This is a genomic window from Halobacillus salinarum, from assembly GCF_022919095.1.
GTDB classification, from domain to species: domain Bacteria; phylum Bacillota; class Bacilli; order Bacillales; family Halobacillaceae; genus Halobacillus_B; species Halobacillus_B salinarum.
On the sequence record NZ_CP095073.1, the window covers coordinates 1,742,016 to 1,766,791 of the forward strand.

At 40.6% G+C, this 24,776-nt stretch carries 31 protein-coding genes, 2 pseudogenes and 1 riboswitch; of the genes and pseudogenes, 28 read left to right on the plus strand and 5 right to left on the minus strand.

Annotation, left to right across the window (positions count from 1 at the left end; all coding sequences use genetic code 11):
• The first annotated feature begins 42 nt into the window (after positions 1-42).
• From MUN89_RS08820 to MUN89_RS08870, 12 genes are all read left to right on the plus strand, one after another.
• On the plus strand, positions 43-657 hold the full coding sequence (locus MUN89_RS08820; protein WP_244712979.1) for a PH domain-containing protein: 615 nt from the start codon (positions 43-45) through the stop codon (positions 655-657).
• A gap of 106 nt (positions 658-763) precedes the next feature.
• The gene (locus MUN89_RS08825) at positions 764-961 is read left to right on the plus strand and encodes a YfhD family protein (protein WP_244712981.1); all 198 of its coding nucleotides are present in this window, start codon (positions 764-766) and stop codon (positions 959-961) included.
• A 180-nt stretch (positions 962-1,141) separates the two neighbouring features.
• The gene (locus MUN89_RS08830) at positions 1,142-2,038 is read left to right on the plus strand and encodes a glycine betaine ABC transporter substrate-binding protein (protein ID WP_244712982.1); all 897 of its coding nucleotides are present in this window, start codon (positions 1,142-1,144) and stop codon (positions 2,036-2,038) included.
• A 131-nt stretch (positions 2,039-2,169) separates the two neighbouring features.
• A complete protein-coding gene (locus tag MUN89_RS08835; protein WP_244713661.1) occupies positions 2,170-3,102 on the plus strand; it encodes an AAA family ATPase in 933 nt (310 codons plus the stop codon).
• Complete coding sequence (locus MUN89_RS08840) at positions 3,099-4,316, plus strand: DUF58 domain-containing protein (protein ID WP_244712984.1); 1,218 nt, start codon at positions 3,099-3,101, stop codon at positions 4,314-4,316. The genes MUN89_RS08835 and MUN89_RS08840 overlap by 4 nt, the downstream gene beginning before the upstream one ends.
• Positions 4,316-5,434 carry a hypothetical protein gene (locus MUN89_RS08845; protein WP_244712985.1) on the plus strand — a complete coding sequence of 373 codons (1,119 nt, stop codon included), beginning with the start codon at positions 4,316-4,318 and terminating at the stop codon, positions 5,432-5,434. Before MUN89_RS08840 ends, MUN89_RS08845 begins: the two co-directional genes overlap by 1 nt.
• A 180-nt stretch (positions 5,435-5,614) precedes the next feature.
• Positions 5,615-5,746, plus strand: a complete 132-nt coding sequence (locus MUN89_RS21985) for a hypothetical protein (protein WP_318036126.1) — start codon at positions 5,615-5,617, stop codon at positions 5,744-5,746.
• 185 nt (positions 5,747-5,931) lie between these two features.
• Positions 5,932-6,423 (plus strand): VLRF1 family aeRF1-type release factor, encoded by a 492-nt coding sequence (locus MUN89_RS21990; protein WP_318036127.1) that lies wholly within the window; start codon positions 5,932-5,934, stop codon positions 6,421-6,423.
• Between the two features lie 154 nt (positions 6,424-6,577).
• Positions 6,578-6,883, plus strand: a complete 306-nt coding sequence (locus MUN89_RS08855) for an antibiotic biosynthesis monooxygenase family protein (RefSeq protein WP_244712986.1) — start codon at positions 6,578-6,580, stop codon at positions 6,881-6,883.
• A complete protein-coding gene (locus tag MUN89_RS08860) occupies positions 6,880-7,245 on the plus strand; it encodes a hypothetical protein (protein ID WP_244712987.1) in 366 nt (121 codons plus the stop codon). The genes MUN89_RS08855 and MUN89_RS08860 overlap by 4 nt, the downstream gene beginning before the upstream one ends.
• Positions 7,246-7,433: 188 nt before the next feature.
• Positions 7,434-7,919, plus strand: coding sequence for a cobalamin B12-binding domain-containing protein (locus tag MUN89_RS08865; RefSeq protein ID WP_244712988.1), 486 nt, complete (start codon positions 7,434-7,436; stop codon positions 7,917-7,919).
• Positions 7,906-8,670 (plus strand): STAS domain-containing protein, encoded by a 765-nt coding sequence (locus tag MUN89_RS08870; RefSeq protein WP_244712989.1) that lies wholly within the window; start codon positions 7,906-7,908, stop codon positions 8,668-8,670. The genes MUN89_RS08865 and MUN89_RS08870 overlap by 14 nt, the downstream gene beginning before the upstream one ends.
• 39 nt (positions 8,671-8,709) lie before the next feature.
• Here MUN89_RS08870 and crcB (MUN89_RS08875) read toward each other — a convergent pair whose 3' ends face one another.
• Positions 8,710-9,066, minus strand: coding sequence for a fluoride efflux transporter CrcB (gene crcB, locus MUN89_RS08875; RefSeq protein WP_244712990.1), 357 nt, complete (start codon positions 9,064-9,066; stop codon positions 8,710-8,712).
• Positions 9,063-9,437, minus strand: coding sequence for a fluoride efflux transporter CrcB (gene crcB / locus MUN89_RS08880; protein ID WP_244712991.1), 375 nt, complete (start codon positions 9,435-9,437; stop codon positions 9,063-9,065). Before crcB (MUN89_RS08880) ends, crcB (MUN89_RS08875) begins: the two co-directional genes overlap by 4 nt.
• A 214-nt stretch (positions 9,438-9,651) precedes the next feature.
• On the opposite strand from crcB (MUN89_RS08880), the gene MUN89_RS08885 reads away from it, so the two are divergent.
• Positions 9,652-9,858, plus strand: a complete 207-nt coding sequence (locus tag MUN89_RS08885; protein ID WP_244712993.1) for a cation transporter — start codon at positions 9,652-9,654, stop codon at positions 9,856-9,858.
• Between the two features lie 37 nt (positions 9,859-9,895).
• Here MUN89_RS08885 and MUN89_RS08890 read toward each other — a convergent pair whose 3' ends face one another.
• A complete protein-coding gene (locus tag MUN89_RS08890; RefSeq protein WP_244712994.1) occupies positions 9,896-10,228 on the minus strand; it encodes a spore coat protein in 333 nt (110 codons plus the stop codon).
• A gap of 15 nt (positions 10,229-10,243) precedes the next feature.
• Complete coding sequence (locus tag MUN89_RS08895; RefSeq protein WP_244712995.1) at positions 10,244-10,501, minus strand: hypothetical protein; 258 nt, start codon at positions 10,499-10,501, stop codon at positions 10,244-10,246.
• A 257-nt stretch (positions 10,502-10,758) separates the two neighbouring features.
• Here MUN89_RS08895 and MUN89_RS08900 point away from each other — a divergent pair, with 257 nt between their 5' ends.
• From MUN89_RS08900 to MUN89_RS08940, 9 genes and pseudogenes are all read left to right on the plus strand, one after another.
• The gene (locus tag MUN89_RS08900) at positions 10,759-11,676 is read left to right on the plus strand and encodes a proline dehydrogenase family protein (protein ID WP_244712996.1); all 918 of its coding nucleotides are present in this window, start codon (positions 10,759-10,761) and stop codon (positions 11,674-11,676) included.
• A 182-nt stretch (positions 11,677-11,858) separates the two neighbouring features.
• Positions 11,859-14,257 (plus strand): annotated as a pseudogene (locus MUN89_RS08905) (3-hydroxyacyl-CoA dehydrogenase NAD-binding domain-containing protein).
• Between the two features lie 23 nt (positions 14,258-14,280).
• On the plus strand, positions 14,281-15,456 hold the full coding sequence (locus MUN89_RS08910) for an acetyl-CoA C-acetyltransferase (protein ID WP_244712998.1): 1,176 nt from the start codon (positions 14,281-14,283) through the stop codon (positions 15,454-15,456).
• Positions 15,457-15,470: 14 nt separating this feature from the next.
• Positions 15,471-17,252, plus strand: coding sequence for an acyl-CoA dehydrogenase family protein (locus tag MUN89_RS08915; RefSeq protein ID WP_244713000.1), 1,782 nt, complete (start codon positions 15,471-15,473; stop codon positions 17,250-17,252).
• Between the two features lie 181 nt (positions 17,253-17,433).
• Positions 17,434-17,790: an arsenate reductase family protein gene (locus MUN89_RS08920; RefSeq protein WP_244713002.1), complete on the plus strand. Its 357-nt coding sequence runs from the start codon at positions 17,434-17,436 to the stop codon at positions 17,788-17,790.
• An 84-nt stretch (positions 17,791-17,874) separates the two neighbouring features.
• Complete coding sequence (gene gcvH / locus MUN89_RS08925; RefSeq protein ID WP_244713003.1) at positions 17,875-18,258, plus strand: glycine cleavage system protein GcvH; 384 nt, start codon at positions 17,875-17,877, stop codon at positions 18,256-18,258.
• Between the two features lie 144 nt (positions 18,259-18,402).
• Complete coding sequence (locus MUN89_RS08930) at positions 18,403-18,750, plus strand: toprim domain-containing protein (RefSeq protein WP_244713004.1); 348 nt, start codon at positions 18,403-18,405, stop codon at positions 18,748-18,750.
• Positions 18,751-18,765: 15 nt separating this feature from the next.
• Entirely contained in the window at positions 18,766-19,080 is a 315-nt protein-coding gene (locus tag MUN89_RS08935) for a thioredoxin family protein (protein ID WP_244713005.1), read from the plus strand.
• A 99-nt stretch (positions 19,081-19,179) separates the two neighbouring features.
• Positions 19,180-19,503, plus strand: coding sequence for a hypothetical protein (locus MUN89_RS08940; protein WP_244713006.1), 324 nt, complete (start codon positions 19,180-19,182; stop codon positions 19,501-19,503).
• A 3-nt stretch (positions 19,504-19,506) separates the two neighbouring features.
• On the opposite strand, the gene MUN89_RS08945 is transcribed toward MUN89_RS08940, so the two are convergent.
• A complete protein-coding gene (locus MUN89_RS08945) occupies positions 19,507-19,932 on the minus strand; it encodes a TlpA family protein disulfide reductase (RefSeq protein WP_244713007.1) in 426 nt (141 codons plus the stop codon).
• 300 nt (positions 19,933-20,232) lie between these two features.
• A riboswitch (SAM riboswitch) is annotated at positions 20,233-20,342 on the plus strand.
• A 70-nt stretch (positions 20,343-20,412) separates the two neighbouring features.
• Here MUN89_RS08945 and MUN89_RS08950 point away from each other — a divergent pair.
• The 6 genes and pseudogenes from MUN89_RS08950 (at position 20,413) to sufC (ending at position 24,770) form a co-directional block, all read left to right on the plus strand.
• Positions 20,413-21,438, plus strand: coding sequence for a methionine ABC transporter ATP-binding protein (locus MUN89_RS08950; protein WP_244713664.1), 1,026 nt, complete (start codon positions 20,413-20,415; stop codon positions 21,436-21,438).
• The gene (locus tag MUN89_RS08955; RefSeq protein WP_244713008.1) at positions 21,431-22,099 is read left to right on the plus strand and encodes a methionine ABC transporter permease; all 669 of its coding nucleotides are present in this window, start codon (positions 21,431-21,433) and stop codon (positions 22,097-22,099) included. Before MUN89_RS08950 ends, MUN89_RS08955 begins: the two co-directional genes overlap by 8 nt.
• 16 nt (positions 22,100-22,115) lie before the next feature.
• Positions 22,116-22,958, plus strand: a complete 843-nt coding sequence (locus MUN89_RS08960) for a MetQ/NlpA family ABC transporter substrate-binding protein (protein ID WP_244713009.1) — start codon at positions 22,116-22,118, stop codon at positions 22,956-22,958.
• A gap of 96 nt (positions 22,959-23,054) precedes the next feature.
• Positions 23,055-23,390: pseudogene (locus tag MUN89_RS08965) on the plus strand (carboxymuconolactone decarboxylase family protein).
• A gap of 184 nt (positions 23,391-23,574) precedes the next feature.
• On the plus strand, positions 23,575-23,745 hold the full coding sequence (locus tag MUN89_RS08970; protein ID WP_244713010.1) for a YuzK family famiily protein: 171 nt from the start codon (positions 23,575-23,577) through the stop codon (positions 23,743-23,745).
• 239 nt (positions 23,746-23,984) lie between these two features.
• Positions 23,985-24,770, plus strand: a complete 786-nt coding sequence (gene sufC, locus MUN89_RS08975) for a Fe-S cluster assembly ATPase SufC (protein ID WP_244713011.1) — start codon at positions 23,985-23,987, stop codon at positions 24,768-24,770.
• The last annotated feature ends 6 nt before the right edge of the window (positions 24,771-24,776 follow it).

The window sequence follows — 24,776 nt, forward strand, 5'->3', positions numbered from 1 at the left end:
TGATATACTGGGGATAAGCCTTCGCTAAAGGAGAGGATTCCCTTGTTTAAAAAAATTGCTTCCGATGCTTTGGGATTAAGTGATGTCGGCAGTGTAATAAAGCCGGAAGACTATGATAAGGTGGATGCTGACGATTACGTCATGCACGAAGATGATGAGAAGATTTATTTTCTTATCAAGTCAAAAGCAGATGAATATTGCTTTACAAATAAAGCATTGATTCACGTGGACGGAGAAAGTGCAGCAAGTAAAAAGCGGACTCTCCGCCGATATCCTTATCGAAACCATCACTTTACAAATATTGAACTGGAAACAGCGGGAACGATAGATTTAGACGTCGAAATAAAATTCCAGCTCGGCAACACCTTATTTGATATAGAAGTTCACAAAAAATTTATCGAAGAGCTGAAGGACCTGTATAAAAGCCTGCTGAAGATTGCAGAAATTACGGAAGAAAATCAAATTTTTAACGAATATGCGAAGGATAGTTTACAGTATGCTTCCACCACTTTACAAAGCAGCAGAAGTCATGAAACAAAGCTGTCGGAAGAATTTCATCAAATCAACGAGTCAGCTTTTGACTGGTTGGTAAAAACCAAGGCGGAGTACCATACGAAGGATTTTGGTCCTATCTTTGACCTGTTTATTCATAACTGACTTTTAAACCACCAATGTTCTTGGTGGTTTTTTTATTTTTGTGAAGAATAGTAATGAATTCTGAGCAAATAATAAGCATGTCTAACGACAAAGGAGGGACTTCCAAATGGGAAGAGATGAACACCGTCATTCAAAAGGTAAGAATAAACGTAAATTACCCCAGACCCCTAAGAACTTAAAAAGGGACGGCATTGACGTGGAGTTCTCATCACAGCTGGCAGACGAAGAGGATTGGAAAGCCGTAGAGAGAGCACAGGCTGCGGATCTTCGAGCACACAGCAAGATGAATAAAGAAGAAAGATAACCCCCCTTAATATTCCATCTCAGCTAGTCGATACTGGCTGGGATGTTTTAGAAAACACATACAAAATAATTTTTTTGTACAGTTTAAATTGTTTGAACTTAAATTAATTTATGCTATAATACGAAAATGTGTTTAGGTCGAAAGTTGAATACTTAATAATAATACTAAGGAGGAAAACAAATGAAGAGTTTGCGTAAATGGTTGCCTGCTGTATTTCTTGGTACTTTACTCGTATTAGCAGCATGTGGAAATTCTGATTCTGGCGACTCAAGCAGTGGAGATGAAGGTGGTTCCGAAGGCGGCGATAAAGGTACAGTCAGCATCGGTATGAATAACTGGGCAGAAAACGTAGCCGTTTCAAACATGTGGAAATTGATTCTTGAAGATAAAGGGTATACGGTAAACTTGAAAAAAGTAGAAAAAGGATTCTTATATGAAGCTCTTTCTTCCGGAGATTTGGATATCGGAATGGAAATCTGGCTTCCTAACACAGATAAGCCGTTCTACGAAAAATATAAAGATGATATTGATTGGCGTGAAGATTGGTATAAAGGTACACAACTTGGATTAGTTGTTCCTACTTATATGAAGGATGTAAATTCTATAGAAGACCTAAATAGCAGTGATCAATTCAAGGATAAAAGGATTGTTGGAATTGACGCAGGCGCAAGTATTATGTCACTTACTGACAAAACAATTAAAGAATACGGCCTAGACTACGAATTGGCTGCGTCCTCTGGTCCGACAATGACGACAGAATTGAAAAATGCGATTGAAGATGAAGAGCCAATTGTGGTTACCCTTTGGAAGCCACACTGGGCTTTCGCTGAAATGGATCTTAAATTCTTAGAAGACCCTAAAAATGTGTTTGGTGACAAAGAAAACATTTCTTATGCAGCAAGAAAAGGATTGGAAAAAGACAATCCAGAAGTTGTTAAATGGTTCGATAACTTTATGATGAATGATGATCAACTAGGGAGCCTGATGGCTGATGTGAATGAAGCTGATTCTGCTGAGGAAGGTGCTCAGAAGTGGATCGACGAACATCAGGACCTTATTGATGAATGGACAAAATAAATAAGATAACACAAAAGCCTGTTCTTAATTGAACAGGCTTTTGTTTTTTGAATTTTTTTAAAATCAGGATAAAAGTAGTATAATAAATGGATAATTATTGAACATAAGGGGAATTTTGCTTGCTCAAGCAAATGGAAAAAGCTAAAGATAGAATTGCCCGAGTGATCATCGGGAAGGACTTTGAAATTGAACTCCTGTTTACGGCATTGCTTGCCGATGGACATGTGTTATTAGAAAGTGTACCTGGATCAGGCAAGACTAAGTTGGCAAAAAGTTTTGCTAAGGTGATCCATGGGGCCTTTAATAGGATTCAATTTACTCCGGATGTCCTTCCTAGTGATGTTACAGGAATCCAGTACTATAATCCTAAAACCCAGGAATTTCAACTGAGATCTGGTCCGGTTATGACAAACATTCTTTTGGTGGATGAAATAAATCGTGCCACTCCCAAGACCCAATCGAGTCTGCTTGAGGTGATGGAAGAAAAACAAACGACAGTAGATGGAGATACGCTCCACATTACACCTCCCTTCTGTGTCCTTGCTACTCAGAATCCTGTAGAGGGAAGTCAAGGAACATTTCCGCTGCCGGAAGCTCAGCTGGATAGGTTCTTGTTCAAAATTGATATGGGCTATCCTGAGTTAGAGGAGGAAAAAAGAATATTACAAACCTACAGACAGCATGATCCTTTACAGGAATTAGAGGCTGTTCTTTCGCTAGAGGAGGTATTGCATTTAAAAAAATCTGTCCAGAATATTACTGTTTCTGAAGCAGCTGTAGATTACCTATTGGCCATCATTCACGAAACAAGGAAAAATGAAGATGTGGAATTAGGGGTAAGCACACGAGGGGCATTAGCATTAATGAGGGCTTCCCAAGCACAGGCACTGCTCCATGATAGAAACTTTGTCACTCCTCAAGATATAAAAAAATTAGCACCATATGTGATTGAACATCGACTTGTCCTCTCGATAGAAGGTACTTTTCGGAAGACGAAGAAACAGGTGCTCGAGGAAATTATGAATGAAGTCCAAGTTCCTGTTGAAGAAGGCGGTGTTCGATGACTCAATGGGAAAGTTCATCAAGCTTCAATAATAAGGGGTATGATCTTTTACTGTCCTTGATTGTATTGATGCTCTTTATCACGTTGATCATCCATCAGCAGCTATTATTAGTACCTGCCGGGATGCTTGCTTCGTTTGGAATAGGAAGCTATGTATATGATCGTGTAGCAGGGAAGAAATTGAGCATACATAATCGGAAGCAAACCATCCGTCTGTTTCCAGGGGAGCACTCCAAGATTTATTTTCATTTTTTTAACTACTCACATGTTCCAATTCTAAATGGACGGTTCAGCTTTATTGCAAATGAAATCGTTCATTTGGATGTAGTCGAAACCAGAGATACTCCAAAAGGAAACAGACACGTGATTCCTTTAGCATTTGCAAATAAAGGAAAAGCAAAGGTGAAGGTGCCCTTTACGGCCGGTTCCAGAGGGGTTGTAAAATTCAGCAGTTTACACTATCAATTCCCTCAATTATTAAATTTCTCACAAATTCATTTATTTTTCCTTCCGGACTTTAAAACCCAAATTGTGATTTATCCTTTAATGAAGCCGGTCCATGGTTTGAAAAGGGTTATTCATTTTGCTTATGGCGAACAATATTACCCATATTCACCTCAGGAAGACTTGTTATCCCCTTACGGTACAAGGGACTATGTCATGGCAGATCCCTTTCATAGAGTCCACTGGAAAGCTAGTGCAAAAGTTCAGCAACTGCAAACAAAAGTCTATGAAAGAAAAGTTGATAACAGCTGGACTATTATCGTAAATACAGCTGAAAGGACTAAGCTTGGCAATCTTCATGTCAGCAATAACCTTGAGAACTTGTTTTCTTATACCGCTTATTTATGCCGATATGCTGAGCATTATAACATCTCCAGGGAAATCTATATTAATTCAAGACACCCTTTTTCGAAGCCCTATTTTCATAAACCGATAGGAAAAGGCAAAGAAGATATGAAAGCTGCTTTAGAACTGCTGGCACGAATTGAAAAAGAACTGCCATTAACCCCTATGGAAAAGCTTCTTCAGCGCTTAATATTGAAGGGGAATATTCAACAAACCGTTATCTTTGTAGGAGAACTGGACCCGGAAATTTCCTTGCATCTTCACTATTTGAAAAAAAGTGGGAAAAAGATTTTTCATGTTTTACCTGAAGGGAATGGGGATGAAGCCTTTATATCGGCGTTAAGTTCATCTAAGGAGGAGGAATAATGGATAGAACGTTTATCGGTACCTCTTTTTATCAATATGCAGGCACACTCCTGATGTACTATTTTTTCTTATATCCTCTAGCTGTTTCACTGAATGGATTCAATTTACCAGCCTCGTCCTATTTGATAATTATCATCGCCAGTTATTTTCTTTATGGGATCAGTCTGCAAAAATCCCGTACTTATCTGCCATTTTTATGGACCATTCCCTGTCTATATTTGGCGGGTCTTTGGCTTGGAATAAATGCGGTGCTGCTTCTCTTTGTTGTCCCTTTTACAGGGTGGAGGTTTGTTATCTATTACAAAAACGACCAATCAAACGATAACAAGCTGCTGCTCATAGTAACTGCAGTGATTGTATTTATTGAACTCGTTCTTTATCCAGATCCTGTACTTATTTTCATGGCAGCACTTCAATACGTGGTATTACTAGTAGGGCATCTGTATTCTCATTATGTGTTAACCCCTAAGCTTATAACAAAAAAGGCAGGTAGTAAGATCGGTGGGTTGGCCGGGGCTGCTATATTCGTGAGCTTTATAGCCATCGTGCTTCTAAAACCGATACGCGTACTGTTAGAAGAAGCATGGAGAACGACCGCTTTCAGCCTGTTATTTTTAATGAAAGGTTCTCTAGGAACCTTAGATAAGCTAGGAATGGATTTTTCAAAAGAATATGAAAATAACGAGGTTAAGGTTTCTTTAGAAGAGGGATGGAAGACAGGGGATATGAGTGTGACGAACGAAGAAAAAATGCAGCAAGTAGCTTCTGCCTTTGAATGGAGCACCGTCTTGATCATTACAACGTGCGCCATTGTTATCCTTTTCCTGCTTGTCCGGATGAAGAAGCGTTCATTAAATGAGAATCTCTCTCCAGCTGCAGCTGAGGTTATTCATACTTCCTTTCTTGAAAGCAAAAGTTTCAGTCTAAGTCATAGTCGTCGATCCAAGAAACCTCATGACCGGATACGGGCAGCCTTTTATGGATTTGAACGATTTGCGTGGAATAAGGGAGTGGGGAGACATGCGAATGAAACTATTGAGGACTGGTTTCATAGAACCGGCCTTCATTCAGATAGAACTAAACTATACCAGAAAGTGAGGTATGGGAGGAAGGATTGACCCAAAAAGAAGTCCAGCAATTTAAGGAAGACATTCGTCTGTTAAAAGAGCAGGTGAAACGAAAATCCAAATAACAATGAAAACATGTTTTGCTAGAAAAGTTTCTAGTTTAGACTCTTCTTTTTCAGGAAACATATTTTGTAGTAACGATTTTAATGTGGAAAAGGAGTCGAGTTGATTATGGATATGTATAAAGTAATAAAACAATTAGAAAGCGTACATTTGGAAAAACCGAACCGAGTATTTTCCATGTATTTAAACACAGATCCATCTGACCCTGAACAACAAGGGGAGAATGGAAAATACACTTAAAAAACGGATTAAATAATTTTGAAACGTACGTACAGGAAGACGGAGATGCTGATGAAAAAAGGAATTTCTGGGCAGTTAAGGAAAAAGTAGAAGATTTCATCGAGCGTAATGAGCAGCATTTTGGTAAGAGTGCCATTCTTTTTGCTACAGCAGACGATACCGTCTGGTTTGCAGAAAGGTTCCAAATGCCTGTAAAAACAGAATTCTTTTGGGAGGAAACTCCTGCACTTAACCAGCTTAAAGAAATATACAATGAATTCCCGAAAACCGGGATCATTTTAACCCAAAAGGAACAAATAAAGTTAATTGATGCAGAGTTGGGGACTTTGAATGATACTCGATTATTTGAGCTGGATCTGGATACACAAAGCTGGAGACTTCACCAAGGTCCGCATGCTGCCCAGCCATCCATGGGTTCAGGAGGGGCAAAATCCTCCAAAAAAGATGAATTTAAAGAGCGTTTCGAAGCTAACCGATATCGGTGGTACAAAAGTGTTGCACCGAAGCTTGATAAACTTGCCAAAGAATACGGTTGGGAACGAATATATCTAGTAGGCGATAAGGAAGAATTAAAAGACCTGCAGGATAATATGAACAAAGAAGCGGATGAAATGATTAATAAAAACCTGCTTGATCACGAAGAAATGCACGTGATAGACGAAGTAATATTCAATTAAAACCTATGTGCGTGTCCACGCTTTATGAAACACCGGAAAATCTCCGGTGTTTTTTATTTACAATCATGGATGGGTGGTGGGTTGTTTTAAAGATATCACAATAATATGATAGAATAGTTTTCAACAAGTTTATTTAGAAATGGAGTTACCCGTGATGTTTATCGTAGATTCTACTGTAGTCGTACCTGAGCATAAAGCTGATGATTTAATAGCAATTTATAAAAAGCGTTCCCGTTTAGTCGATGAGGCACCCGGATTCATCTCTTTTCAATTATTACAAAATGACCGCAAACAGGGTGAACTGACTGTACATTTAGAATGGGAAAACAAAGCATATTATTTGGACTGGGTTCGCAGCAAACAATTTAAGGAAATTCATGAGCTGGAAAAAAGGTACCCGGATGAAGAACTGCAAGGGATCGTCCCTAAAGTAACCAAATATGAGGTTGTAGCATTATGAAAAAGCTCGAAAAAGATACGTTGGTTCATCAAGTGGTTGAAGAAATCTATGTTGCTTATCCAGAGTTATGGGAGCGGTTCGGAAATAATGGAAGAGAAAGAACGGAAGAAGATAATTACCATCATTTAGATCATCTATCTTCCGCATTTGAAATGGAAAGCGCGGATTTCTTTTTAGATTATACAAAATGGCTGAACAATGTTCTTACTTCAAGAGGAGTAGGGACTGGCTTGATTATAGATAATTATGAAAGAATTATACGGCTTCTGAAAAATGCCACATGGGAAAATGACGAGGAACGAACTGCTTTTATTAACTATTTACAAGAGGGGCTTCATACACTACATTCCCTTCAGCGATAAGAGGTGATCAAATTGGATCAAAAGCCGCATTTAACGCTGGCCCAATTCTTTCTGGAAGGAGAAGAGGACTCAGCTTTGGAATATACAAGGGAATTATTAACCTATTCTTCCCGGTTATATGTATACGAAGAAATTATTACGTATGCCATGTATTACATCGGGAACTATGGGAAAAAAATAAGATTTCAGTGGCAGATGAACACCTGGCAACCGCTGTGTGTGACTTTATTTTATCGCAGATCAAATCGGAAGGATTCCTGCCTGCTAAGAACAACCAATTAAAAAGAAAAGCTCTTTTTTTTGGGGTGGAAGAGGAGCAGCACTATATTGGATTGAAAATGGTCTCTGACGCATTTAAAGACCAAGGCTGGAGTGTGCGTTATCTGGGTCCGAGCCTGCCCATCGAACACTCTTTAGTTCAAATAAACAAATTCAGACCTGACGTTATAGGTTTGTCCGCGGCTTTGAGCTACAGACTCTCAACCATTAAGGATGTGATTACGCGCTTTTCCCGTTTAGAGTGGAAGCCGTTAATAATGGTCGGCGGCCGAATGGCCAAAAAATTTGACCTCAGCGGAATGGAAGCTGAAAACGTAATCATCGTGAAGGATCTAAACCATTTAAATACGTGGTTTCAACAGGGAAGGGAAGATATCATGAATGAAACAAGTTGAGTTTGAGTTTCCTCTGCCTTACTTTATCATCAATAAAAACTTTACTATTCACTCTTATTCAAGAGAAGCCGCTCGATTGTTTCAACTTCAGGAAGATTTTTTGCAGATAGTCGACGAAGAAAGCCGGGACAAAGTAAAGGCATGGGTGATCCCGGAAAAAATTCAAACGGAAAGAAACCTTGAAGTGCTTCTTAAACCTTTGAATCAGCTGGATCCCTTTGTCGCAGACCTTTATGTAAACTGGACCAATGACCTTTATGCTCAAGTTGTCGTTGTACCTAAAGATGAACAGGTCAGTAAAGTTGCAAAGTCGCTGGCAAAGCTTCGAACAAGACTGAATGATACAAACTTTGAGTTGCTGGAAGAAAAAGAAAAGCTTGAAAAAGCGGTTCAGCAAAATAATAAACTCTCTGCTCCTTTTATTGAATTAACATCGACTACAGCTGTCGTCCCTTTATTTGGGGACTTAACGTGGGAAAAACTGGACGCTGTGCAGGAGAATCTGCTTGTTGCAGCTCAGCGAAAGGAAAAAGATCGCTTATTGTTTGATTTTACTGCAGTAGGAAATATCAAGAAGGATGGAATCCATGTCTTAATTAGTTTGATGACTGCGTTGTTTTATATGGGGACAGAAGTCACTGTAACCGGAATAACTCCTGTCCAGGTAAAGGAGTTGTATGAAACGAATCTTCCCTCACGGCTTCAATTTATCCATTCTTTAGAATCTGCCATTCAAACCTATTGTACGTAACATAAAATCCTCTTCTTTTCCTTTAGAAGAAGGATTTTTTTATATCAGGAGTCCAATGACTGCAACACCAAGCAGGGTGATAAGAATGGAGCCGAGTAGATAACCAGCAGCCATACCAAGTTTTCCTTGCTTCATAAGGGAAAACGTTTCATAGCTAAATGTAGAATAAGTAGTGTATCCTCCACAAAAACCTGTTCCAAGAAGCAGCCAGAGCCAATTTGGAAGAACTACTTCCTGATGATAGTGAAAAAGGGCACCCAATAATAAGCCTCCAGTAAAGTTGGCTGCTGCAGTTCCCCAAGGAATAATACTTCTTTTATTCAACCTGTTGCCTAGCTCAAATCGTGAGATTGCTCCTGCTATCCCTCCGATAAATACACAAAAAGCTGGGATCATGTAAATCTCCTCCCAGCTGCAAAGCCGCAAGTTGTCATAACAAGGCCTCCTATAATTGTCGTTCCTAAATAAAGCAATGCGAGTCGATATGATTGGTGGAATAATTCATTGCTATCTACAATAAGTGTGGAAAAAGTAGTAAAGGCACCAATTCCCCCTGTCGTGATCGCGGTTTTTATTACAGGAGGGAGAGTAGTATTTTTAGAAAATACTTCATACAAAAAGCTTAAAAGAAAGCATCCAATTAAATTAGCGGATAACGTTCCGGATGGGAAGCTTTCTGCGGTTTGCAGAGCATTGGTCAATAAGAATCGCAAAAGGGCACCTATTCCTCCGCCGATAGCTACGCCCAAATAAACTTCTTTCTTCAACAAAATCCCGCCTTTTTCAATAATGAGATTATTTTATCATTATTATCTATATCTGACTAAAGATGAACATGAAAAATAATCGAAAAACCTCGTTTTTGTCGTTATTTATTCTCCCTTTTGTGGAATAGAAAAGAAAGGGCTCAGACTAGTCTCATTTAAGACAGTCTGATGCTGGAGTAAAAGTTTGGAACAATAGTGGAAAGGATGTTGAAAAATGGAATTAACACTTGAAGTTAATGGTATGAACGGAGAAAAGAGTGAAAAACAGGTAAAAGAAACACTTGAGGCTCTTGAAGGAGTTTATGGTGTGGAAATTGATATTAGCAGCAGGAAGGTAAATGTATCCTTTGATGCAGCATACGTAACCAAAGGACTAATGAAAGAAGCGATTGAATCTCAAGGCTATGAGCCAGTCGGATAATAAAGCAAAGCCCGGTGTGGACCACCGGGCTTTACTATTATTGAACTGTGTATGGAAGTTGTGACTTATACCCATTAAACTGCTGATAAGCCTGCTGGACTTTCATCTGCTCTGCTTGTTCCAGGCTGTACCATCCATTTTTAAACATTAGGTTATAAAGGTTTCTTTGACAATCCTGTGTTTCTTTGAAAATCGTAGCTAGATCCTGATACAGTTCTTGGTTGCTTGCTTCATTTAATGCAATATTATAGGAAGCAGTCATGTATTTTTCGGTCGTAAGCTGGTCGTTAAGAAAATCTCTTTCATTCATCTGAGGAGTTTTTGGGACTGTCGTTTCAGGGTTCTGGATTTTACTGCTTTGCTGATTCATTCGCGTAGGTCCTCCTTAGTTAGGCGCTTGAGCCTGGTTATTTAAGTGTGAAAGAATCTTATTGTAGTGGCGCTGGTGCATTTGACCTGCTTCCTCCAAAGCCGCTTGAATCTCTGGTGTCTGACAGCTTTGCGCAAAAAAATGAGCTTTTTTGCAGGCATTCAAGTTCCAGGAAAGCATATCTGTGAGGTACAGCTGATCTTTCGTAGTAACGACGTTCGGTGCTTGGGCCATAGGCTGAGCCTGTTGCATTTTTCCTTGATTTTGCTGCATGGGTAAACCCCTCCTTTTTTCATTTCACTTGTAGTATCCCCGGAGTAATTTGGAATATGAGAAAAACCTCATAAAATGTGGAAATTAATTACGTATGAACGTCGAATCAGCCGAGTGGTTTATACCCATTTTTGAGAAAAGATGATAAAATATAGAGTGTCATCGGTTACAAATTTTAATTTTCTTTATTTTCAAATAGGAAAGCAGAATAGAAAAATAGCTTTCCTTCAATTATACCTTGGGGTAGGGGCTTGGAATTGGAACAAATTCTTCGAAATTTCTTTTTGTTTTTATCAAAAAACCGTTTTTTTACAAAGCTCGCTAAAAAGTATGGGTTGAGATTTGGAGCTGGAAGATTTGTAGCTGGTGAAACGATACCCAATGCAGTAGATACGATTCAAAAGTTAAATAAGAAAGGTATGGCTGTAACGATTGACCATTTAGGAGAATTTATTGACAGTGAAAAAGAAGCGAAGGAAGCGGCAGAGGGATGTATTGAAGCGATTCGTGCAATTGGTAAGCATCATTTAGATTCTCAACTTTCCTTAAAGCTGACTTCGATGGGGCTGGATATTTCGGAGGAACTTGTGCTCGAGAATATGCATAAGATTCTGGAAGCGGCTGAGGAAGAAAATGTGTTTGTAACGATCGATATGGAGGATCATGCCCGTTGCGATAAAACGCTGGAACTGTTTAAAAAACTTCGTTCCACTCACGAAAATATTGGAACGGTGCTGCAGGCATACTTGTACCGTACCGCAGAAGACATAGACGAGCTTAATGAATATCACCCCAATCTGCGGCTGGTAAAAGGAGCGTACAAAGAATCTCCCAGAGTAGCTTTTCCTGACAAAAAAGATGTGGATGAAAACTATAAACGGATCATAAAAACCCATTTGCTAAACGGAAATTATACAGCAGTTGCAACGCATGATGACCAAATTATTGAATTCACAAAGCAGCTGGTCGATGAGAATAATATTCCTAATGACCAATTCGAATTTCAGATGCTGTATGGGATCAGGGTGGAGCGCCAGGAAGAATTGGTGAACGAAGGCTACAAAATGCGTGTCTATGTACCTTATGGGAACGACTGGTATGGTTATTTTATGCGCCGATTAGCAGAACGACCTGCCAATGTGGCTTTTGTTCTTAAAGGTGTAGCAGGTAAATAAATCGTTCAGGGCTTCTTGACGGGAGCTCTGACAGTAAAATATGGCAGAATCTGTTGAAAAAGGATTGCGAAATATCTGAAAATATTTTATAGTTAAAGAAGAGTGGGAAGTTAATAATGAAGGCAAATTTTTTTGGCTATAAAATGAATGAGTATTCATTCAAAACAATAGGGGGAAAAGAAATGACTCGTAAAATTAAGCGTGCGGCTGTCCTTGGATCGGGGTAATGGGGGCAGGAATTGCAGCTCACCTGGCTAATGTAGGCATCCCTACTCTAATGCTGGACGTTGTCCCTCGTGAATTACATGACAGTGAAAAGAAAAAAGGGTTAACGCTTGAGGATAAAGCTGTCCGAGATCGGATAGCTGAGCAGAACAAAGCGGCTCTCAAGAAGCAGAAACCTTCACCAATTACCAGCAAAGCAAGCCTCGAATTGATTGATACCGGCAACATGACCGATGATATGGAAAAACTGAGCGAAATGGACTGGATAATTGAAGTGGTTGTTGAAAATTTAGAGGTGAAGAAGAAGGTCCATGCTGAGATAGACAGGCACAGAAAGCCAGGCAGTGTAGTAAGCTCTAACACTTCAGGAATATCCATTGAAGAAATGTCGGAGGAATGCAGCGAAGACTTCCGCAGCCATTTCCTGGGTACTCACTTTTTCAACCCTCCTCGATACTTAAAGTTATTAGAAGTCATCCCTACAAAAGATACGGATCCTGAAGTTCTTGAATTTATGAAGCGCTTTGGCGAAGATTTTTTAGGAAAAGGGGTGGTCCAAGCAAAGGATACTCCTAACTTTATCGCAAACCGAATAGGGACATATGGTTTGCTGGTCACTGTTCAGAAAATGATCGATGGCGGTTTCAGTATAGGCGAGGTAGATTCTGTTACGGGTCCTTTGATTGGAAGACCTAAGAGTGCTACATTCAGAACGTTAGATGTGGTTGGTCTGGATACGTTTATCCACGTGGCAAATAACGTCTATAACAAAGTTGAAGGTGAAGAAAGAGAAGCATTTAAAGTCCCTGATTTTATGAACTCCATGCTTGAGAAAAAGTGGCTGGGCTCAAAAAGCGGTCAAGGCTTCTTTTTAAAGAAAAAAGGGCCGGAGGGCAGTGAGATTTTACAACTTAATCCAGAAACGATGGATTATGAGCCGCGACAGAAGCTGAAGACAAAAGCAACGGAAATGGCAAAGCAGGAGAAAGGAAGTAAGCGTAAAATTAAAGCGCTGGTGGCTGCAGAAGGTGATAGGGCAGGTGACTTTCTTTGGTCGATCATCAAGCCTGTCCTGTTATATTCAGCAGAACTTTGCGGAGAAATCGCTGATGACATTCGGTCCATTGATGAAGCCATGCGCTGGGGATTTGGCTGGGAGCTTGGACCGTTTGAAATCTGGGATGCAGTCGGCCTTGAGAAAGCGGCTGAACGTATGAAGCAGGAAGGGGAAACAGTCCCTGAATGGGTAGAGAAATGGATTGAGGAAGGTCATTCATCTTTTTACAAGCAAGAAAATGGAAACGTTTTCTATTACGATCAGGGAGATTTTAATAAACTGACCTTTAATCCTAAAGAAATTAACCTCCGCCGTTTAAAAGACACGCATGAAGTGATCAAGAAGAATGCTGGCGCGAGCTTAATTGATTTAGGTGACGGCGTGGCGGGACTGGAATTTCATTCTAAAAGTAACGCCATTGGACTTGATATTATTCAGATGATAAATTTTGCGGTCGATCATGTAGATCAGCATTTTGAAGGTCTTATTATAGGAAACCAGGGCAAAAATTTTTGTGTAGGTGCCAATTTAGGCATGATCTTAATGGAAGCCCAGGACTTTAATTTCTTTGAGATTGAAATGGTTGTCAAACAGTTTCAGGATGCAATGATGAGAGTGAAATATGCGGATAAACCCGTTGTTTCTGCTCCGTTTTCAATGACTCTCGGTGGTGGAGCAGAAGTGTGTCTCCCGAGTTCAGCCATCCAGGCTTCACAGGAAACGTACATGGGCTTAGTAGAAACAGGAGTAGGGCTGATTCCAGGCGGAGGAGGAAACAAAGAGCTTTATTTGAAGCATTTGAATAATGTTCCTCAAGATGTGGATATTGATTTGCAGAAAGTGACGAACACGGTTTTTGAAACTATTGCCACTGCTAAAGTATCCACTTCAGCAGATGAGGCATTTGAACGCGGGTTTTTAGATCAAAGAGATTCCATTAGCGTGAACCAGGATCACTTATTACATGATGCAAAACAAAAAGTATTAGGGCTTGCTGGATCCGGCTATCAAGCACCTAAACGAAGAAAAGTCCCTGTTGTAGGCGAACAAGGCTTTGCAACGATGCTCTTAGGAGCAAAGTCGATGGCGCTTAGTGGTTATGCAACTGAACATGACTTGAAAATCGCTGAAAAATTAGCTTTTGTTTTGTCAGGCGGTCGATTGAACGAGGGCTCACTAGTTGACGAGCAATACTTATTGGATTTAGAAAGAGAAGCATTTCTCAGTCTCGTTGGAGAAGCCAAAACCCAGGCTAGAATGCAGCACATGCTATTAAAGGGGAAACCGTTACGTAATTAAGTCAATGCAGAGGGGGACTAATTGTGAAAGAAGCTGTGATTGTCGCAGGAGCAAGAACACCGGTGGGGAGAGCTAAGAAAGGTTCTCTGGCACAAACAAGACCGGATGATCTGGCAGCCATAACGATCAAAGAGACTTTGAAGAGAGCTGGAGACTATAACGGAAATATCGATGATGTGATTATTGGCTGTGCTATGCCTGAAGCTGAACAAGGAATGAATATGGCAAGGAACATTTGTGGTTTAGCAGGTCTTCACCATAAGGTGCCGGCTATTACGATTAACCGATATTGCTCCTCAGGACTTCAAAGCATCGCTTACGCGTGTGAAAAAATTATGATTGGCCACAATGATACGACTATCGCCGGCGGGGCTGAGTCGATGAGTTTGATTCCTATGGGAGGCCATGTCATAAAACCAAATGTATCCCTTGTAGAGAATGCACCGGAATATTACATGTCAATGGGGCATACAGCTGAGGAAGTGGCCAGCCGTTTCGATATTTCAAGGGAAGACCAGGATGCATTTGCTGCTCAAAGTCATCAGCGTGCGGCAACTGCAATTCGCGAAGGAAAATTTGATGATGAAGTGGTGCCCGTTGAAATCACAAACAGAACCGTGGGAGAGGATAACAAAGTCACAGAAAATAAACACCTCTTTTCTATGGATGAAGGGGTACGGCCAGGGACGACGGTTGAAGTGCTTGCTGGATTAAAGCCTGCCTTTAATATGCGAGGATCAGTAACAGCGGGGAATTCATCGCAGATGAGCGATGGAGCAGCTTCTGTACTTGTGATGGATAGAGACAAAGCTCTCGCTGAAGGATTACGTCCTCTAGTGAAATTTCGTTCATTTGCCGTGGCAGGTGTTGAGCCTGAAATCATGGGTGTCGGCCCTGTGGAAGCTGTACCAAAAGCTCTGAAGTTAGCTGGTTTAAGTTTAGATGATATCGGGCTTTTCGAGTTGAACGAAGCTTTTGCTTCTCAATCTTTACGTGTAATCAGGGCACTGGGTCTTGATCCAGATAAAGTGAACGTAAATGGGGGTGCCATTGCCCTCGGCCATCCATTAGGCTGTACGGGTACAAAGCTTACACTGAGCTTGATTCATGAAATGAAAAGGAGAAATGAGCAGTTTGGAGTCGTAACGATGTGTATTGGCGGCGGAATGGGTGCTGCCGGAGTATTTGAACTTATCTAGGAGGAGGAACAATCATGAGTGAATTAAAAGAAATGATTAAAGGCGGAAGTTTTATCGTTGAGGATGTATCCGCAGACCACATCATTACCCCGGAGGACTTTTCAGATGAACACCGTATGATTGCCAAAACTGCTGAGGATTTCGTTTTAGGAGAAGTGGTTCCCAAAATAGATAACTTGGAAAATCATGAATTTGAGCATTCTGTAGCTCTATTAAAAAAAGCAGGTGAGCTTGGTCTGCTTGGGGCAGATGTACCTGAAGAATATGGTGGACTTCAGTTGGATAAAATTAGTTCTTCACTAATTACTGAAAAATTTTCCCGAGCAGGAGGCTTTTCCGTTACCCATGGGGCTCATGTCGGTATTGGCTCGCTTCCTATCGTGTTCTTTGGTAATGAAGATCAAAAGAAACAATATCTACCTGCATTAGCTACTGGCGAAAAACTGGCCGCTTACGCTCTTACGGAGCCGGGTTCTGGTTCGGATGCATTAGGAGCAAAAACGACAGCTAAGCTGAATGATGCCGGAACACATTATATTTTAAATGGAGAAAAACAATGGATTACGAATTCTGCATTTGCTGATCTATTTATTGTCTATGCTAAAATCGATGGAGATAAATTCAGTGCGTTTATCGTTGAACGTGAGTTTCCAGGTGTCTCAACCGGACCGGAAGAAAAGAAAATGGGAATAAAAAGCTCTTCTACTCGTACGCTTGTTCTGGAAGACGCGGAGGTTCCAGTAGAAAATGTTTTAGGGGAAGTCGGCAGAGGCCACGTAATCGCGTTTAACATTCTAAATGTTGGCCGCTATAAACTGGCGATCGGTGGAGTCGGAGGAGCAAAACGAGCTGTTGAGCTGTCCGTAAAGTACGCGAAGCAGCGGAAACAATTCAAAACACCTATCGCAAGCTTTCCATTAATTCAAGAAAAGATAGCGTCTGTGGCCAGCAATACGTACGCAAATGAAAGTGCTGTATATCGCACAGTAGGACTGTTTGAACAGAGCATGGGCAAACTAAGCAGTGAAGAATTAAAAGATGGTGCAGCTGTTGCAAAGGTCATTGCTGAATATGCAATCGAATGTTCTTTAAACAAAGTCTTTGGTACGGAACTTCTGGATTTCGCAGTGGATGAAGCAGTACAGATCCATGGCGGTTATGGATTTATGCAGGAGTATGAAGTGGAAAGAATGTATCGTGATTCACGAATAAACCGTATTTTTGAAGGAACGAATGAAATCAATCGTATGATTGTACCAGGGAACCTTTTGAAAAAAGCCATGAAAGGTGAATTGCCGCTTCTGCAGAAAGCGCAGGCTTTACAGGAAGAAATAATGACAATGATGCCTGAGGAACCAGGTGATGCTCCTCTTGAACAAGAGAAATACCTGCTCAAAAATGCGAAGAAGATTGGACTACTAGCAGCCGGACTAGCTGCCCAGAAGTATGGAGAGAAATTAGAAAACGAACAGGAACTGTTAGTGAACATTGCCGATATTACCGGTGAAATTTATAATATGGAGTCGGCAATTCTGCGGACTGAAAAAGCGATTCTGGCAACAGGGGAAGAAAAACAGGAGCAAAAGCTGCTTTACACACAGGTTTACGTCCAGGAGGCTTTTAATAGAATAGAAGCTCATGCAAAGGAAACGTTAATTGCAGCTGAATCAGGTGATTCTTTAAGAATGATGCTTGGAGCATTGAGAAAGCTTACCCGTCATACCCCAATTAATGTGATTGCCCTCAAACGCAAAATTGCTGCTTCACTTATCAATGCTGAAAAATATGTCGTGTAATGGTCTGTCATGATCGTTCCCTGCTGCTAAGAGGACATAGCAGCAGGGGTTTTTTGTGTGAATTTTTAAAATCATGTATGGTAAAAGGGAGGAACCTTTGCAATTCGGTTAACTTCGATGATAGATTGAGGGATAGTATGGTAAAATATTAACCAATAAAAGAAAAGAGGAGAGCCTGCTTATGACCCTGACCTTCTATTGGTACCCTAATTGCGGTACTTGCAAAAAGGCAAAAAGCTGGCTGGATGACCATCGCATTGATTATCAAGCTGTACATATTGTTGAGCATCCGCCAACTGAGAAAGAACTTTCATCCCTAATCGAAAAAAGCAATCTGCCAGCTCGGAAATTTTTTAATACGAGCGGAAAAAGGTATAGAGAATTGAATATGAAGGAAAAATTAAAAGAAGCCGAAGACAGCCAAATGGTTGCTTGGTTAGCATCTGACGGCATGCTCATAAAGCGGCCGATCGTTACAGATGGAAACCAAGTAACAGTAGGTTTTAAAGCAGATCAATTTGAAGAAAACTGGCTGTAATTGAGCAAAACATTGGAAATAAAAGCAGTAAGCTTTTATGTTTATACATGGTGTTTATAATAATTATTATTTGGAGGGATTGACATGAGTTTACCAAAAGATCTGCGTTACTCTGAAGAACACGAATGGGTAAAAGAAGAAGGAAACAAATTTCGCATTGGCATCACTGACTTTGCCCAATCTGAGCTGGGAGACATTGTGTTTGTAGAACTTCCTGAAGTGGGAGAGGAATTGCAAGCAGACGAACCTTTTGGAAGTGTGGAATCTGTAAAAACGGTATCCGAACTATATGCACCTTTAAGTGGAAAGGTAGTCGAAGTTAACGAAGACCTGGAAGATAGTCCGGAGTTTGTTAATGAGTCACCTTACGATAAAGCCTGGATGGTCATCATCGAAGCAGCGGATTCCTCTGAGTTGGATGAACTCATGTCCCCAGAACAGTATGAAGAAATGATCAACGAAGATTAATTTTGGCGATCGTATTCTTAAGGAATTTGTACAGGCAGGGCAACTGTTGCTTCCTTGTCTGACATGATCTTGTATACTTAATTAATCATGTTCAGACCATGCCCGCGTTCGGCATGGTCTGTTTCTATATAGTGGGTGAGAGGAATGAATGAAGACCGTATTGTTATCGTTGAAGGGATCACGGATAAGAAAAAGTTAAAAAAGATTCTAGACGAAGAAGTTGAGATCATTTGTACTCATGGGACACTTGGGATAGAACGTCTGGAGGAACTGTTACTCGAACATAACCTGGATAACCGAACTGTGTATATTCTAGTCGACGAAGATGATTCCGGTAATAAATTAAGGAAAATGCTTACTTCAGAGCTTCCGCATGCGGATCATATCTACATTGATAAAGCTTTCAGAGAGGTGGCGGCGACACCTGAGCCCGAGCTTGCAAGAGCATTGTTAAGCCGGCATTTTAAGGTGAAATCCATTTATTTGATATAGGAGGAGTGAAGCACCTTGCATCCAATTGAGAACTCAGACGCTGATGTACAACTTAATAACGATACGCTTGCTCTTACCTTTATCCACACTCCTTTTTGCGGGACGTGTCATTTGGCTAGAAAAATGCTGGAGACACTGGAAGCTTCTTATAACAAAGAATTGTTCTATGAGTTAAATGCATCGCTTCATCCAGAACTTATGCAAAAGTACAAAATAGAAAGTGTTCCCTGTTTACTAGTTACGGAGAATGGCAAACCAACTGATAAAGTGTACGCATTTCATTCTGTGCCTTTTATGTATGATAAGGTCTCACAATTTGTAAGTTCATAAGTGAATTTCCCGGGAAATGGCGAACGATTTTCCTGGTGATATACAGGAATGCCCTCTCCTTTTCACGAAATTTCTAATGAAGAAAAGGAGGGGGCATTTGTGGTGGAATTCATTAATTTGTGGATAAAAAGAGTGAATGAGCGAAAAGATCTCATTCCTACTTGGCGAGAACGTCACCTCACTTTGGAAGTTCATGCTATTCCTGCTGCTACCATTCAATTATTTATTGATAAAAATGGGGTACAGACTGAACCGCCGGAGCACATAGGCGGGAAAATAAGGCTGACTTCCACTCAGGAAATGTTTCATTCTTTATTAACCGGCGATCAGAAACTCACCAATCTTCCAAAGGAACAAATGACGATTAAAGGGAGTTACCGGAATGTACTTTTCTTAGAATCATTATTTTTGCTGTCTAAATAACGATTACAGCAAAGACCCGAGTGCCTCCACAATTTCCATAAAAGACGCCTGATCGCCAAATTGATAAGCCACTTTTCCTTTGGTGTCAATGATGACTGTAGTGGGGACCCCCTGACAGTTGTATAAATCGTAGATCTCTCTTCCGCGGTCTGCTATAGCAGGCTGTGTAATGAATTTTTCCGCAAAATCAACCGCTTCTTCAGTAGATCGTTCTCTACCCGAAACGTTGATTGTCAGCATTTTTACCTGGTCATGATCCATTGCTTGGAAAAGCTGTTCTTTTTTTGGCATATCTCTTCCACTGTCAGGGCACCAAGACGCCCAAAAGGTAATGAGAATGACTTTACCAATGTCTATTTGCAACTCATAATTCTCTCTAGAATTTAAGTAAGGCAATTTAAATAAAGGAGCGTTTGTCACTTTTTTCACCTCTGTTAAAACTTTGACTGCTGTATCCTACCATGCTAACATAATGGTGAACGAATAAGGAATATCTCACTTATCAACTGAGACGGAAAGTCTGCCCTGTGATACCAAGCAACCGGGTATCCAGCGTGGTTTTGGTGAATCCAGCAAAACTATAGATATGTGAATTGCGCCCGACCTTCTCTTCCATTGTGAAGAGTTTTTTTATTGCTATTATTTGTTGACATTTGTCTAATTGAAGTGCTACAATCCATTTTGTGCTTCTTAATTCATTTAAAGTATTAATACATTAATTATATAAATCTCTTATCGAGAGAGGCGGAGGGACTGGCCCTGTGATGCCCGGCAACCGTTGAGTAGGAATACTCAAAATGGTGCCAATTCCTGCAAAGCACAGCTTTGGCAGATGAGAGAACAGTTAGTAGGTTATTTTTGCCTTTCTGTTCTCTTGAACAGAAAGGTTTTTTTATGGGGAGGATCATGATGATTTCTATTAAAGATTTATCGAAGGTGTTTTATACACAGGATCAACCTGTGCGCGCCGTGGACCAAATGAGCTTAAACATTAACAAAGGTGAAATCTTCGGCGTGATCGGTTACAGCGGAGCTGGAAAAAGTACGTTCATCCGTTTGTTGAACCGTCTGGAGGACCCAACCGGAGGAAGTGTGAAAATAGGAGATCAGGAAATGACTTCCTTGAGTAAGAACAGTCTCAGATTGGCTCGACAGGACATTGGAATGATTTTTCAACATTTTAATTTGCTGTGGTCCCGTACAGTCTACGACAATATCGCATTTCCTTTGGAAATAGCAGGGGCGAAGAAAGCAGATAGAGAGAAGCGCGTGAACGAACTCATTGAGTTGGTGGGCTTATCCGGGAGAGGCAACTCTTATCCATCTCAGCTGAGCGGTGGACAAAAACAGCGGGTAGGTATTGCGAGAGCGTTAGCTAATAATCCTAAAGTTCTCTTATGTGATGAAGCAACGTCTGCACTTGACCCTGAAACTACGGATTCCATACTAGACTTGCTCGTAGACATTAATCGAAAATTAGGACTCACGATTGTATTAATTACCCATGAGATGCACGTGATAAGGAAAATATGCCACCAGGTTGCGGTAATGGACAGCGGACGTGTGGTCGAACAAGGAGATGTCCTCAATGTTTTCCTTCATCCGAAAGAAAAAGTGACAAAAAGATTTGTCGATCAAGTCATGGGGGATCCAGAACGAGAAAGCTCACTTCGACTCATTCACGATACGTACCGGACGGGAAAAGTTGTCAGGCTTCATTTTGTCGGTGAGGACACGAATCAAGCTTTGATCAGCGAGGTTTCGCGAAAATTCCAGGTCGATATTAATATTCTTCACGGTAAAATTACTCAAACACAGCGAGGAGCCTACGGAACCTTGTTTGTGCAGTTTGAAGGAGAAGAAGAAGAGATTGAAATGGCCGTGAATTTTTGCCGCGAAACCTCAGTGGAAGTGGAGGTGAACCCGGATGTTTAAGCAGTTATTTCCGAATGTGCGTATAGAAGACATGATTACGGCAACCAATGAGACTTTGTATATGACAGTTATTTCTGTCGCAGGTACATTTATAATTGGTCTGTTCCTGGGTCTGTTACTTTATTTATCTGGACCAGGCGGCCTGTGGCAGAACAAAGTGCTGAATTGGATTACAGCATCCATCGTAAATGTTTTCCGGGCGATTCCTTTTATTATTCTCATCCTATTGCTGTTTCCGTTTACTGATTTTCTTATCGGAACAATCCGGGGACCAAACGCAGCGCTTCCGGCATTAATTATTGGAGGAGCTCCTTTTTATGCCCGGTTGGTAGAAATCGCTTTGAAGGAAGTGGATAAAGGGGTTGTAGAAGCTGCTAAAGCAATGGGAGCAAAATACTCAACGATTGTATTCAAGGTCTTACTGCCTGAATCCATGCCTGCGCTCGTCTCGGGAATTACAGTCACCGCCATTGCGTTAGTCGGTTATACGGCTGTTGCCGGTGTAATAGGAGCAGGCGGGCTTGGGGATTTTGGATATTATTATGGTTTTCAGCGCAGTGATTTTGATGTTGTGCTGTTTTGTACCATTCTTATCGTACTAATTGTATTTATATTTCAATTTTTCGGGGATTTCATTTCGCGAAAATTAGATAAAAGATAAAAAGGGAGAGTTGGAAATGAAGAAATTATGGACAGGCTTATTAGCCGTAGCTTTTATTATCGTATTATCAGCTTGTGGAACATCAGAAAAGGATTCTGCAAACGGAGACACTAATGATAAGGAAATCACGGTAGGTGCAACGAGTGTTCCCCATGCAGAAGTACTTGAAAAGGCAAAACCTATCTTAAAGGAAAAAGGGATCACATTAAATATTGAGGAATATCAGGATTATATTTTACCAAACAAAGATCTTGATGAAGGACGTATAGATGCGAATTACTTTCAGCACATTCCTTATTTGAAAGCCCAGGAAAAAGAAAATGGGTACGACTTTGTGAACATGGGCGGCATTCATATTGAACCTATGGGGATCTACTCACAAAACATTTCTTCCAAAGATGAGATAAAGGAAGGAACAACGGTCATTATGAGCCGTTCAGTCGCTGATCATGGACGGATTCTTTCCTTATTAGAAAGGGAAGGGCTCATTAAGCTTGACGAAAATGTGGATAAAGTGGATGCAACTGTAGATGATATCGTAAAAAACCCAAAAAAATTAAAATTTGATGCTGGTGTAGAAGCTGCATTTCTTCCAGAAACTTATAAGCGCGAGGAAAATGCTTTAGTGGCGATTAATACGAACTATGCTATAGAAGCGGGATTAAATCCAAGTGAGGATGCTCTCATTTTAGAAGGCTCCGATTCACCGTATGTAAATGTAATAGCTGCCCAAAGTAAAGACAAGGATTCAGAAGCCTTGAAGACTTTAGTTGACGTTTTGCACTCTGATAAGATTCAAAACTTTATTAAAGAGGAATATGATGGAGCGGTCGTCCCTGTTGATGGCGAATCAAAATAGCGGATAAAATGCGTAACTGCGGTTTATACTAACCGCAGTTACGCTATTTTTATATGGGAGGTCATTTAAGTGGAAGAGCAAGTCAATTGGACAAAGATGTACCTGCAGGAATATAAAGAAGGAATGGGGCACTTTTCAGAACAACTTCCAGAAGTAGCACAGCAGTTCAGTCAATTTTCTGAAGCCTGTTTTAAAGCGGGAGAACTCACTAAAAAGCAGAAACAGCTGATGGCACTAGGAATCAGCATTGTAGCCTAGGACGAATATTGCATGGTTTACCATACGAAAGGGTGCGTAGATCAGGGTGCCTCAGAACAAGAAATATTAGAAGCATGCGGAGTAGCGGCTGCTTTTGGTGGAGGCGCAGCCTTGAGTCAGGCAGTCACTCTTGTTCAAGATGCGTATCAAGATTTGAAAGATTCAGTACATTAGCAATTATCCGTAAAAAGAAGCTATTTGGAAAAACTGTCTTTTTTAACCGCTTTCATTAAGATTTTTTACAATTCTGAACTCCAAACTCGTTTATACCGGCTTTGGCCGGGGTAGTAAACCTGTGATAATATAAAAATTGTAAAAAATCTGAAAGGATTGATTCGTTATTAATGACGATCTGAATTTGAATTATACTGCTGAAATGGAAAAAGCAATGCATCAAGCTCACAATCTGAGCTTTGCCGAATACAGCAGGAAGTTGGACACACGACTAGAGGTCGAACAAAGACGCCAGCGGGAATTCGAACAGAGTCAGAAAATGGTTGAAGACATGGACCGTCAGCTTCATAGATAATGCTTTACCAATCAGGTGACTTTAGTCGCCTGATTTTTTCTTGTATAATGACGGAAGAGCTTGTTATCATAATAGTTCACTCATTCTTTCGTAAGCTTGTCGAGCGGTGTCGAAACAACCGAAAAAAGTTGATAACAGTTTCTAAATGATATAAGATTGTAATGAGAATAAATTGAGAATGGTTTTTGATATCAATCAACGAGCCCTTTCAATAATAATAGATACTGGAGGTTTTACTTATGGCAGGATCAACTCTAGAAATCAAAGATCTTCACGTGGAAATAGAAGGTCAGGAAATTTTAAAAGGTGTAAATCTAACCATCAATGGCGGTGAATTTCACGCAGTTATGGGACCGAACGGAACAGGAAAATCCACCCTTGCTTCTGCAATTATGGGTCACCCTAAATTTGAAGTAACAAAAGGTGAAGTGCTGCTTGATGGAGAAAACGTCCTTGAGATGGAAGTCGACGAGCGAGCACAGGCTGGCCTTTTCTTAGCGATGCAGTATCCTAGTGAAATCAGCGGCGTTACAAACTCAGATTTCCTACGTTCTTCCATTAATGCTCAACGTGAGGAAGGCGATGAAATTTCCTTAATGAAGTTCATTAAAGAAATGGATGAGAAAATGGATACGCTTGAAATGGATAAAAACATGGCTCAGCGTTATCTAAATGAAGGTTTCTCCGGCGGTGAGAAAAAACGTAATGAAATTCTTCAACTGATGATGATTCAACCGGCAATTGCCATTTTAGACGAAATTGATTCCGGTCTTGACATCGATGCACTTAAAGTAGTAGCAAAAGGTATTAACCAAATGCGTGATGACAAGTTTGGCTGCCTGATTATTACACACTATCAACGCCTCCTAAATTACATTACTCCAGACAAGGTACACGTTATGATGCAAGGCCGAGTGGTTAAGTCCGGCGGTCCTGAACTTTCTCAGCGTCTTGAGGAGGAAGGCTACGACTGGATCAAGCAGGAACTTGGCATCGAAGACGAAACCATTGGCCAAAAAGCTTAATCACGA